The organism is Sphaerisporangium dianthi, assembly GCF_042654065.1.
GTDB classification, from domain to species: Bacteria; Actinomycetota; Actinomycetes; order Streptosporangiales; family Streptosporangiaceae; genus Sphaerisporangium; species Sphaerisporangium dianthi.
In genome coordinates this window covers 138,369-151,352 of record NZ_JBHSFP010000013.1, presented here as the reverse complement: position 1 = coordinate 151,352, position 12,984 = coordinate 138,369, and the positions used below count along the sequence as shown (strand labels likewise).

General features: G+C 75.0%; 2 protein-coding genes. Both read left to right on the top strand.

Annotated elements, in window-relative coordinates:
- Positions 1 to 6 precede the first annotated feature (6 nt).
- Positions 7 to 4,677 (top strand): type I polyketide synthase, encoded by a 4,671-nt coding sequence (locus ACFO60_RS20385; RefSeq protein WP_380842243.1) that lies wholly within the window; start codon positions 7 to 9, stop codon positions 4,675 to 4,677.
- Between the two features lie 18 nt (positions 4,678 to 4,695).
- Positions 4,696 to 12,981, top strand: a complete 8,286-nt coding sequence (locus ACFO60_RS20380) for a type I polyketide synthase (RefSeq protein WP_380842241.1) — start codon at positions 4,696 to 4,698, stop codon at positions 12,979 to 12,981.
- Positions 12,982 to 12,984: the final 3 nt, after the last annotated feature.

The window sequence follows — 12,984 nt, the reverse complement described above, 5'->3', positions numbered from 1 at the left end:
GCGCACATGTCCGAAGAAGAGAAACTCCGTACCTACCTCAACCGGGTGACCCACCAGCTGCGCCAGACCCGGCAGAAGCTGGAGACCGTCGAGTCGGCCGCCAGGGAGCCGATCGCGATCGTCGGCATGGCGTGCCGGTTCCCCGGCGGCATCGCCTCACCGGACGACCTGTGGCGGGTGGTGGTCGAGGAGCGGGACGCGATAGGGCCCTTCCCCGCCGACCGGGGCTGGGACCTCGACGGCCTCTACCACCCCGACCCCGCGCATCGCGGCACCTCCTACGTCCGGGACGGCGGTTTCCTGTACGACGCCGGCGACTTCGACGCGGAGTTCTTCGGCATCCCGCCCCGGGAGGCGCTGGCGATCGACCCGCAGCAGCGGCTGCTGCTCGAGACGGCGTGGGAGGCCCTGGAGGACGCGGGGATCGACCCGGCCGGGCTGCGCGGCGGCGACGTCGGCGTGTTCGCCGGAGTCATCGCCCAGGAGTACGGTCCGAGCCTGCACCATCCGCCCGTCCGGGGCACCGACGGCTATGTGCTGACCGGCAACACCACGAGCGTGGCGTCGGGGCGGCTCGCGTACACCTTCGGTTTCGAAGGCCCGGCGGTGACCGTCGACACGGCCTGCTCGTCGTCGCTGGTCGCGCTGCACCTGGCCGCGCAGTCGCTACGGCTGGGCGAGTGCTCCTTCGCCCTGGCCGGCGGCGCGACCGTGCTGGCGGCGCCCGGGATGTTCATCGAGTTCTCCCGCCAGCGCGGCCTTGCCCCCGACGGCCGGATCAAGGCCTTCGCCGGGGCCGCCGACGGCACCTCCTGGGCCGAAGGCGCCGGGCTGCTCGCGCTCGAACGTCTCTCCGACGCCCGGCGGCACGGCCACCGTGTGCTGGCCCTGCTGCGCGGCAGCGCCGTCAACCAGGACGGCCGCAGCAGCCAGCTCACCGCCCCCAACGGCCCCGCCCAGCAGCGCGTCATCCGCCGCGCCCTGGACTCGGCGGAGGTGGCGGCGCACGAGGTCGACCTGATGGAGGCGCACGGCACCGGCACGACCCTCGGCGACCCGATCGAGGCCGGCGCCCTGCTCGCCACCTACGGCCAGGGTCGCGCGCCGGGCCGTCCGCTGTGGCTGGGCTCGCTGAAGTCCAACATCGGCCACTCCCAGGCCGCCGCCGGCGTGGGCGGCGTGATCAAGGCCGTGCAGTCGATCCGGTACGGGCTGCTCCCGCGCACCCTGCATGTGGACGAGCCGTCTCCGCACGTCGACTGGTCGGCGGGCGACGTGGAGCTGCTGACCGAGGCCCGCGCCTGGCCGCAGGACGTGATCCGCCGGGCGGCCGTGTCGAGTTTCGGCGTGAGCGGCACCAACGCCCACGTGATCGTCGAGCAGGCCCCGGCCGCCGCCGAGACCGCCGCACCCCCGCAGGATCCGGCCGCGCCGGGCGCGGGTGTGAGCGGCGCCGACGCCCACGTCGTCATCGGGCACACCCCGGAGCCGGTCACCGGCCCGTCGTCGCGAGGACCCGCCGGGGTCGTCCCGTGGGTGATCTCGGGCCGGACCCCCGCCGGGCTGAGGGCGCAGGCCGGCCGGCTGGCCGAGTTCGTGACGCCCGATCTGGACCTCGCGGACGCCGGCCACTCCTTAGCCCGCCACCGCGCGTCACTGGACGAACGCGCGGTGGTCATCGGAGGGCACGACGAGCTGGTGGCGGGGCTGCGGGCGCTGGCGGCGGGCGAGCCGTCGGCCTCGGTGGTCGCCGGCCGGGCGGGCCGGGGCCTCGCTTACCTGTTCACCGGGCAGGGCAGCCAGCGGGAGGGCATGGGCCGCGAGCTGCATGAACGCTTCCCCGTCTTCGCGCAGGCGTTCGACGCCGCCGTCACCGAACTGGACCGTCACCTCGACGGGGTCTCGGTCAGGGAGGCGGTGTTCGGCGCGGAAGGGCTGCTGCACCGGACCGTCTACACGCAGACCGGCCTGTTCGCGTTGCAGGTGGGCCTGTTCCGGCTGCTGGAGTCGTGGGGGGTGCGGCCTGACCATGTGGCCGGGCATTCGATCGGGGAGCTCGCGGCGGCGCATGTCGCGGGCGTGTGGTCACTGGCGGACGCGGCGCGGGTGGTCGCGGCGCGGGGCCGGTTGATGCAGGCGCTGCCCACCGGTGGCGCGATGGCCGCCGTCGAGGCCACCGAGGACGAGATCCCGTACGACGTGGAGATCGCCGCGATCAACGGCCCGTCGTCGATCGTGATCACCGGCGACGAGGAGCTGATCGACGAGCTCGTCGCCGAGTTCACCGAGCACGGCCGGCGCGCGCGGCGGCTGACGGTCGGCCACGCCTTCCACTCCAAGAGGCTGGACCCGATCCTGGACGAGTTCCGGCACGTCCTGGAATCGGTGGCCTTCCACGAGCCGCGGATCCCGCTCGTGTCCACCCTCACCGGCCAGGTCAGCGAGGTCACCACGCCGGACCACTGGGTCCGTCAGGTACGGGAGCCCGTCAGGTTCGCCGATGCGGTCATCACCCTTGACGCCGCGAACGTCACGACGTTCCTCGAACTGGGACCCGATGCGGTCCTGTCCGGCATGGCCCGCGAATCGCTGCCCGCCGAGCGGGTCGTCGTCCCCGTCCTGCGCAAGGACCGGCCCGAGGACGTCACCGCGCTCCTGGCGCTCGGCCACGCCCACATCCACGGCCGGCGGATCGACTGGGAGGCCGTCTTCCCCGGAGCCGCGCGGGCCGACCTCCCCTTGTACGCCTTCCAGCGCGAACGCTTCTGGCTCGACGCCACCAAACCCGCCGGCGCCGAACCGCAGGGCGCCGACGCCTGGCGCTTCCAGATCATGTGGCGTGCCCTGCCCGACGCCCCCGCCGCCACCGGGCTGGGCAGGTGGCTGGTGGTCGCACCGGAAGGCGCCGGAGACGCGGCAGAACAGGCGCTCAAGCGCCGGGGGGCCGAGACCGCCAGGCTGACCGTCACGTCGCAGGGCCGGGAGGAACTGGCCGCCGGCCTGGCCGCGGCCGGGCCGGTCGACGGGGTCCTGTCACTGCTCGCCGAATCGGACGCCGACGCGCAGGAAGACCTGCCATGGGCGTACGAGACGAATCTGGCCCTGCTCCAGGCCGCGCACGACGCCGGCCTGACCGCCCCCGTCTGGTACGTGACCAGGAACGCCGTCTCGACCGGCCCCGACGACGCGCCGCCCGAGCCGGCGCAGGCGCTGCTGTGGGGCCTCGGCGCGATCGCCGCTCCCGAGAGCCCGGAGAACTGGGGCGGCCTCGCCGACCTGCCCGCCGACGCGGGGGAGGCCCACTGGGACCGCCTCGCCGACGCCCTCGGCGGCCCCGAGCACGAGATCGCCATCCGCGCCTCCGGCCGGTACGCCCGCCGCCTGACCCGGACCATTCCGCCTTCGGAGCCACCGGGGGGCACGCCGTGGACGACGACCGGGACCGTCCTCGTCACCGGCGGCACCGGCGCGCTCGGCAGGCACCTCGCGCAGCTGCTGGCCGGACGGGGAGTGCGGCACCTCCTGCTGGTCGGCAGGCGCGGCGGGGACGCTCCCGGCGCGGCGGAGCTGCGGGACCGTCTCGCGGCGCTGGGCGCCGAGGTCACCTTCGCCGCCGCCGACGTCGGCGACCGGGCCGCGCTCCAGCGGGTGCTGGCCGAGATCCCGGCCGACCGGCCGCTGACCGCCGTCTTCCACGCCGCCGCCGTCCTGGACGACGGCGTGATCACCGAGCTCAGCCCCGAACGGGCCGAGCGGGTGCTCCGGGTCAAGGCGGGCGGCGCCCGCCACCTGGACGAGCTGACCCGCGACCTCGACCTGACCGCGTTCGTCCTGTTCTCCTCGCTGGCCGGCGTGTGCGGCGTGCCGGGGCAGGCCAACTACGCGCCCGGCAACGCCTATCTGGACGCGCTCGCCGCCCGCCGCCACGCCGAGGGCCGGCCCGCCACGGCCATCGCCTGGGGCCACTGGGCGGGCGCGGGCATCGCCGGCTCCGAAGCCACGCGTGCGCTCGCCCGGTACGGCCTGCGCGGCATGAACCCGGAGACCGCGATCACCGCTCTCGGCCTGGCGCTGGACCGCGGCGAGGTCAACGTGGTCGTCGCCGACGTCGACTGGGCCACCCTCTTCGCCGCCCGCCCCCGCGCGCTCGTCAGCGAACTCCCAGGCGCCCACGCCGACACCCCGCAGGCCGTCGCGGAGGAGGACCTGACCGCCCGGCTGTCCGGGCTCGGCGGCGCCGACCGGCATCGGACGGTGCTGCGGCTGGTCCGCACCCAGGTCGCCGCCGTTCAGGGGCGTCCGTCGGCCGACGCCGTCGACCCCCGGGCGAACTTCCGCGACCAGGGCTTCGACTCGCTCACCTCGGTCGAGCTGCGCAACCGGCTCGGCGCCGCGACGGGCCTGCGGCTGCCGCCGTCCATGGTGTACGACCACCCGACCCCCGAGGCGCTCACCGCCTACCTGCTGACCGAACTCGCGCCCGCCGCGCCCGCGGCGCCCGGTCTCCTGGACCGCATCGAGGAGCTGGCCACGGCCGAGGCGACCCCGCAGGAGCGGGAGGCCGCCGCGGCCCGGCTGCGCACCCTGGCCGCCGCCTGGGACAGCCGGCCCGACCTCGCGTCGGCGGGCGACGACGAGCTGGTCGACTTCATCACCCGAACCCTCGGCATCTCCTGACCTTTGGACGAACGACATATGAGCGACGACCAGATCAGGCACCTGCTCAAGCGGGTGTCCACCGAACTGCACGAGACCCGGCGGCAGCTCCAGCGAGTCGAGGAGGAGCGCACCGAGCCGATCGCCGTCATCGGCATGGCCTGCAGGCTCCCGGGCGGCGTCCGGTCACCGGAGGACCTGTGGCGGCTGCTCGAGGACGGCACCGACGCCGTCACGGAGTTCCCCTCCGACCGGGGCTGGGATCTCGATGCCCTGTACGACCAGGACCCCGACCGGCCCGGCACCACCTACACCCGCCATGGCGGCTTCCTGGACGGTGTGGCCGACTTCGACGCGGACTTCTTCGGCATCGCGCCGCGGGAGGCGCTGGCCACCGACCCGCAGCATCGGCTGCTGCTGGAGCTGGCCTGGGAGGCGTTCGAACGGTCCGGCCTCGACGCCACCGAGTGGCGCGGCGGCCGGACGGGCGTGTTCGTGGGGATGAACGGCCAGGACTACGCGGCGAGGCTGCCTTCCGTCCCGGCCGCCGTGGACGGCTACCTGTCGATCGGCACGGCCATGAGCGTGGCGTCGGGACGGGTGGCCTACACCTTCGGCTTCGAGGGCCCGGCGGTGACGGTGGACACCGCGTGCTCGTCGTCGCTGGTCTCGCTACACCTGGCGGCCCAGTCGCTGCGGTCCGGTGAGTCCGAGCTGGCGCTGGCCGGCGGGGTGACCGTGATGACGTCGCCCGTCGGGTTCGTGGAGTTCTCCCGGCAGCGCGGCCTGGCGCCCGACGGGCGCGTCAAGGCCTTCGCGGCCTCCGCCGACGGGACCGGCTGGGCGGAGGGGGTGGCGTTCCTGCTCCTCGAACGCCTCTCCGACGCGCACCGCCTCGGCCACGACGTGCTGGCCGTGCTGACCGGTTCGGCGGTCAACCAGGACGGCGCCTCCAACGGCCTGACCGCGCCCAACGGCCCGTCGCAGCAGCGGGTCATCCGACGCGCCCTTGAGTCGGCCGGGCTGTCGGCGGGTGAGGTCGACCTGCTGGAGGCCCACGGGACGGGGACGACCCTCGGCGACCCGATCGAGGCGGGGGCGCTGCTGGCGACGTACGGGAAGGACCGCGACCCCGGGCGGCCGCTCTGGCTGGGCTCGGTGAAGTCGAACATCGGGCACACCCAGGCGGCGGCCGGCGTGGCCGGAGTGATCAAGGTCATCGAGTCGATCCGGCGCGGCGTGCTGCCGAGGACCCTGCACGTGGACGAGCCCACGCCGCACGTGGACTGGACGGCGGGGACGATACGCCTGCTCACCGAGGCCAGGCGGTGGCCCGCGGACGGCCCGCGCAGGGCGGGCGTGTCGGCGTTCGGCGTGAGCGGCACCAACGCCCACGTCATCGTCGAACAGGCCCCCGCGCGTCCTCCGGCGGCGACGGCGGAGGGGACCGAGGGGCCGGTGCCGCAGGTGGCGACGGCGGGGAAGACCGAAGGGCCGGCGCCGCAGGTGGTGTCGGCAGGGAAGACCGAGGGGCCGGTGCCGTGGGTGGTGTCGGCGCGGACGCCCGAGGCGCTCCGTGCCCAGGCCGCCGCGCTGGGCGCGCACCTGGCGGAGCGATCCGACCCGGCCGGCGTCGCCCGATCTCTGGCCCGCAGGGCGCGGCTCGGCGAACGCGCGGTCGTGGTCGGGTCGAGCAACGACGAGCTGGTGGCGGGGCTGCTCGCCCTGGCGGCGGACGAGCCGTCACCCCAGGTCGTGAAGGGCGCCGAGGGCGGCGAACTCGCCTACCTGTTCACCGGGCAGGGCAGCCAGCGGGAGGGCATGGGCCGCGAGCTGCATGAACGCTTCCCCGTCTTCGCGGAGGCGTTCGACGCCGCCGTCGCCGAACTGGACCGTCACCTCGACGGGGTCTCGGTCAGGGAGGCGGTGTTCGGTGCGGAAGGGCTGCTGCACCGGACCGTCTACACGCAGACCGGCCTGTTCGCGTTGCAGGTGGGCCTGTTCCGGCTGCTGGAGTCGTGGGGGGTGCGGCCGGACTACGTGGCCGGGCATTCGATCGGGGAGCTCGCGGCGGCGCATGTCGCGGGCGTGTGGTCACTGGCGGACGCGGCGCGGGTGGTCGCGGCGCGGGGCCGGTTGATGCAGGCGCTGCCCACCGGTGGCGCGATGGCGGCCGTCGAGGCCACCGAGCAGGAGGTCGCGGGGTTCGCGGGGATCGCGGGCGCGGTGGAGATCGCGGATTCCGTGGAGAACGCGGGAACTGAGCAGATCGCGGGATCTGTGGAGATCGCCGCGATCAACGGGCCGTCCTCGGTCGTGGTGACCGGTGACGAGGACGCGGTCGAGGCGGTGGCGGCGGAGTTCGCCGCGCGCGGCCGGCGCGTACGGCGGCTCACGGTGAGCCACGCCTTCCACTCCGCGCGGCTCGATCCGATGCTGGCCGGATACCGGCAGGTCCTGGAATCGGTGGCCTTCCACGAGCCGCGCATACCGCTGGTGTCCACCCTCACCGGCCAGGTCGGCGACGTCACCACGCCGGACCACTGGGTCCGTCAGGTACGGGAACCCGTCAGGTTCGCCGACGCGATCACGGCCCTCGATGCGGCAGGTGTCACGACATTTCTTGAACTGGGCCCTGATGGGGTCCTGTCCGGGATGGCCGGCGAATCGCTGCCCGCCGATCGTGTGGTCACCTCGGTCCTGCGCAAGGACCGGCCCGAGGACGTCACCGCGCTCCTCGCCCTCGGGCACGCCCACATCCACGGCCGGCGGATCGACTGGGACGCCCTGCTTCCCGGCGCGGGCAAGGTCGACCTGCCCACCTACCCGTTCCAGCGCTCCCGCTACTGGCTCGACCTGCCCGGGGAGGCCGCAGGCGTAGGCCACGACCATCCGCTGCTGAACGCCGTCGTCCACCTCGCCGACGGAGGCGTGCTGCTCACCGGCCGGTTCTCCACGCGCACCCACCCGTGGCTCGCCGACCACGCCATCGCCGGCACCGTGGTGCTCCCCGGCACCGCCCTCGTCGACCTCGCGCTGCGCGCCGGCGCCGAAGCAGGGCTGCCCGTCCTAGACGAGCTGGTCATCGAGAGCCCGGTGGTCATCCCCGAAGACGGCGCCACGGACATCCAGCTCGCCCTGGACGGCGGCGACCTCGTCGTCCACTCCCGATCGGGCGAGGGCGACTGGGTCAGGAACGCCACCGGCCGCCTCACGACCGGCGACCGGGAACCCGGCGCGGGCGTGTGGCCGCCCGAGCACGCCGAGCCGCTCGGCGTCGACGGCCTCTACGAGCTGCTCGCGCTGGGCGGGCTCGACTACGGCCCCGCCTTCCAGGGCGTGACCACGGCCTGGCGTGACGGTGAGACGATCTACGGCGAGGTTTCCCTCCAGGACGCCCGGGCCGCCGAGGACGCCGGGCGGTTCACCGTGCACCCGGCCCTGCTCGACGCGGCCCTCCACCTGGCCGCCGACCCGGGCCGGGTCCTGGTCCCGTTCGCCTGGCGGGGAGTCCGCGTCCACGGCTCGGCGGCCACGAGCGCCCGCGTCCGGCTGACCCCGATGGGCAACGACGAATGGACGGTGGACCTGGCCGACGCCGCGGGCGCCCCGATCCTCTCGGTCGAGGGCCTGCGCTCCCGCCCGATCGACCCCGGCGCCCTCCGGCCGGCCGCGCTGTACGTGGTCGAATGGATCGACGCCCCGGCCGGGCCGCCGGTGGAGACCGCCACCACGATCGACATCGGGACGACCACGCCCGGCCGGCTCGACCGGGCCGGCGGGGAGGCCGCCGCCGGAACCGGCGTGGCGCAGGACGGGCCCGGTCTCCATGACCTGGTGAACGGCACGCTCGCCGAGTTGCGCGACCGGCTCGACGGGCCGGGCACGATCGTGGTCCGCACGTCCGGCGCGGTGGCCGCCCTGCCGGGCGAGAGCGTCGACCCCGCGGCCGCCGCCGTCTGGGGGCTGGTGCGGTCGGCCCAGACCGAGCACCCGGGCCGTGTCGTCCTGATCGACGGCGACGTTCCGTCCTCGATCCCCGCCGGCGAGCCGCAGGTCGCGGTGAGGGACGGGCGGATCCTCGTGCCCCGCCTCACCAGGACCACGGGAGACCCGGCCGCGCCGCTCGACCCCGAGGGGACCGTCCTGATCACCGGCGGCACCGGTGGCCTCGGGGCGCTGCTGGCCCGGCACCTCGTCACCCGCCACGGCGTCCGGCGGCTCGTCCTGACCAGTCGCCGGGGGGCGGGGGCGCCCGGGGCGATCGAGTTGCGGGAGGAACTGGCCGCGCTCGGCGCCCGGGTCGACCTCCTCGCGGGTGACGTGGCCGACCGGAGCTTCCTCGCGGGCGTGCTGGCCTCCGTGCCGGAAACGCACCCGTTGACCGCCGTGGTGCACGCGGCCGGCGTCGTCGACGACGGGGTGCTCGGCTCGCTCACCCCCGAGCGGGTGTCGGCGGTGCTGCGGCCGAAGGCCGACGCGGCCCGACACCTCCATGAGCTGACCAGAGAGCGGCCGCCGGCCTGGTTCGTGCTGTATTCGTCGATCGCGGCCACGCTCGGCAGCGCCGGTCAGGCCTCCTACGCCGCCGCCAACGCCTACCTCGACGGCCTGGCCGCGCACCGCCGCGCGCTCGGCCTGCCCGCCGTGTCGCTGGCCTGGGGCCTGTGGGCGGAGAGCACGGGGATCAGCGCCCACCTGAGCGAGGCCGACCTGGCGAGGGCGGCCAGGAGCGGGGTCCGGCCGCTGGCGACCGCCACCGGACTGGAGTTGTTCGACGCCGCGCTCGGCCTGGACGCTTCCCTCGTGGTCCCGGCCGCGCTCGATCCCGGCGCCGTGCCGCTGCTGCGCGGCGCCTCCCGCCCGGCACGCGGGCCCGCCACCCAGGACGTCCCGCCGGCCCGCAAGCTCGCCGGCCTGGCCGGGGACGCCCGGAGCGAGGCCGTGCTGGCGCTGGTCCGCGCGGAGACCGGAGCGGTGCTCGGCACGGACGCGGTCGGCGGAAAGCGGGCCTTCGGCGACCTCGGGCTCGACTCGCTGATGTCGGTCGAACTGCGCAACCGCCTCACCGCCGCCACCGGGCTGCGGCTGCCCGCCACGCTGACCTTCGACCACCCGACGCCCGCCGCCGTCGCCACCTTCATCGAGTCCCGGCTCGAACCCGCGGCCCCCTCCGCCCCCGCCGCCCCCGCGGCCGCGCCCCGGCGCGTGCGGACCGACGAGGACCCGATCGTCATCGTCGGCATGGCCTGCCGCCTGCCCGGCGGCGTGGCCGGCCCCGACGACCTGTGGCGGCTCGTCGAGTCGGGCGGTGACGCGATCTCCGGGTTCCCGGACGATCGCGGCTGGGACCTTGAGGCCCTGTACGACCCCGACCCCGCCCGTCCCGGCACCTCCTACACCCGGCACGGCGGTTTCCTGCACGACGCCGCCGACTTCGACGCGGCGTTCTTCGGCATCTCTCCCCGGGAGGCGCTGGCCACCGACCCCCAGCAACGCCTGCTGCTGGAGACGGCGTGGGAGGCGTTCGAGCAGGCCGGGATCGACCCCGAGACGCTGCGCGGCAGCCGTACCGGCGTGTTCGCCGGGGTCATGTACCACGACTACGCGCCACCCGCCGGGACCGCGCCGGCCAGCCTGGAAGGCTATCTGGCCAACGGCAACGCGGGCAGCGTCGCGTCCGGCCGCATCGCCTACTCCTTCGGGTTCGAGGGGCCGGCCGTCACCGTCGACACGGCCTGCTCGTCGTCGCTGGTGGCGCTGCACCTGGCCGCGCAGTCGCTGCGGACCGGCGAGTCGGACCTGGCGCTGGCGGGGGGAGTGGCGGTGATGGCCACGCCGTCGGTGTTCGTCGAGTTCTCCCGGCAGCGCGGCCTGGCCGCCGACGGTCGCTGCAAGGCCTACGCGGCGGCGGCCGACGGCACCGGCTGGGCGGAAGGGGCGTCTCTGCTGCTGGTCGAGCGGCTGTCCGACGCCCGCCGGCTCGGCCATCCCGTGCTGGCCGTGGTCCGCGGCACCGCCGTCAACCAGGACGGCGCGTCCAACGGCCTGACCGCTCCCAACGGGCCGTCTCAGCAACGGGTGATCCGGCAGGCCCTGGCCAATGCCGGGCTCACCCCCGGCGAGGTGGACGTGGTCGAGGGCCACGGCACCGGGACCACGCTCGGCGACCCGATCGAGGCCCAGGCCCTGCTGGCCGTCTACGGGCAGGACCGGCCCGGCGACCCGCTCTGGCTCGGCTCGCTGAAGTCGAACGTCGGCCACACCCAGGCCGCCGCGGGCGCGGCCGGGGTCATCAAGATGATCCAGGCGATCCGGCACGGCGTGCTGCCCAAGACCTTGCACGTCGACGAGCCGACCCCGCATGTCGACTGGTCGGAGGGCGCGGTCCGGCTGCTCACCGAACCCCGCGAATGGACGTCGGAACGGCCCCGCAGGGCGGGGATCTCCTCGTTCGGCGTCAGCGGCACCAACGCCCACGTCATCATCGAACAGCCACCCGCCACCCCGGTGGTGGAATCCACCCGGGAACCCGGCCTGCCTTCGGTCTGGCCGATCTCCGCCCGGACGTCCGAGGCGCTGGCGGGCCAGGCCGCCCGGCTCGCCGAGGTCGCCGCGGATCCGGCCGATGTCGGGTTCTCGCTCGTCACCGGCCGGGCCGCGCTGGAGCAGCGCGCCGTCGTCGTGGCCGGCGACGCGGCGGGGTTCGCCGAAGGCGCTCGCGCGCTGGCCGCCGGGACCTCGTCCGGGCGTGTCGTCCGCGGCGCCGCCGACGCCGAGGGCAAGGTCGTGTTCGTCTTCCCCGGGCAGGGGTCGCAGTGGGCCGGCATGGCGGTCGAGCTGCTCGGACAGTCGCCCGTCTTCGCCGCCAGGTTCGCGGAGTGCGGGCGGGCGCTGGCCCCGTACATCGACTGGGAACCCGAAGAGGCCCTGAAGGACGACCTCGGCCGGGTGGACGTCATCCAGCCCTTGCTCTGGGCCGTCATGGTGTCGCTGGCCGCCGTGTGGGAGCACCACGGCGTGCGGCCGGACGCCGTCGTCGGGCACAGCCAAGGTGAGATCGCGGCGGCCGCCGTGGCGGGCCTGCTCACTCTCGACGACGCGGCCCGCGTGGTGGCGCTGCGCAGCCGGGCGATCGTCGCGCTGGCCGGCACGGGGGCGATGGCCTCCATCGCGCTCCCGCCGGACGAGGTCGAACCCCGGCTCGGTCCTGGAGTCTCGATCGCGGCCGTCAACAGTCCCGCGCAGGTCGTCGTGTCGGGCGATCCCGAGGCGGTGGAGGCGCTGGTCGAGGCCGTGAAGGCGGAGGGCGGGCGGGCCCGGCGGATCCCCGTCGACTACGCCTCACACTCGCACCACATCGAGCGCATCGAGACCGCCGTCCGCGACGTCCTCGCGCCGGCGAAGCCGCGGCAGGGCCGGGTGCCGCTGTTCTCGACGGTCACCGGCGACTGGCTCGGCGACACCCCGCCGGACGCCGGCTACTGGTACGCGAACCTGCGGGAACGGGTCAGGTTCGAGGAGGCCGTGCGTCGGCTCGCCGACCAGGAGTACGGCGTGTTCATCGAGGTCAGCCCGCATCCCGGGCTGACGGCGGGCGTCCAGGAGACGCTGCCCGACCGGCCCGTCGTGGTGGCCGGCTCGCTGCGCCGCGACCAGGGCGGCCTCGAACGCTTCCTCACGTCACTGGCCGAGGTCCATGTGCGGGGCGTCGCGGTCGACTGGCGGCCGGTCTTCTCCGGCGCCCGCCGGGTGCCGCTGCCCACCTACGCCTTCCACCGCCGCCGCTTCTGGCTCGACCAGGCCCCCGCCGGGCCGCGCGCCGCCGACGTCGTCACCGCCGAACCGGAGCGGGCGCCGTCACTGTCCGCGCTCACCGGCGCCGACCTCGAAGCCGCCGTGCTGGCGCTGGTCAGGGCCGAGTCGGCGATCGTGCTGGGCCACGACGACGCCGCGGCGGTGGAACTGGGCCGGCCCTACCGCGACGTCGGGCTCGACTCGCTCACGGCCGTCGACCTGCGCAACCGGCTCAACACGGCGACCGGGCTGCAACTGCCGCCCACGCTGGTGTTCGACCACCCGACCCCGGCGGCCGTCGCCCGTTACCTGCGCGACGAGCTGTCCGGCTCGGCCGTCCGGTTCCCGAACGCGGCGGCCTCCCTCGACTACCTGGAGACGGTGTTGTCCGCCGATCCGGAACCCGAACTGCTCAGCCGGATGCGGCGGCTGCTCGACCAGTGGGACACCGGTCCCCGCGCGACGGTCGACCTCGACTCCGCCACCGATGAGGAGCTGTTCCGGCTCCTCGACCACGACCCGCTTTAGGAG

Excerpts from the sequence above, each read along its gene's own strand:
- ACFO60_RS20385 (WP_380842243.1), top strand. The coding sequence starts at position 7 with ATGTCCGAAGAAGAGAAACTCCGTACCTACCTCAACCGGGTGACCCAC.
- ACFO60_RS20380 (WP_380842241.1), top strand. The coding sequence starts at position 4,696 with ATGAGCGACGACCAGATCAGGCACCTGCTCAAGCGGGTGTCCACCGAA.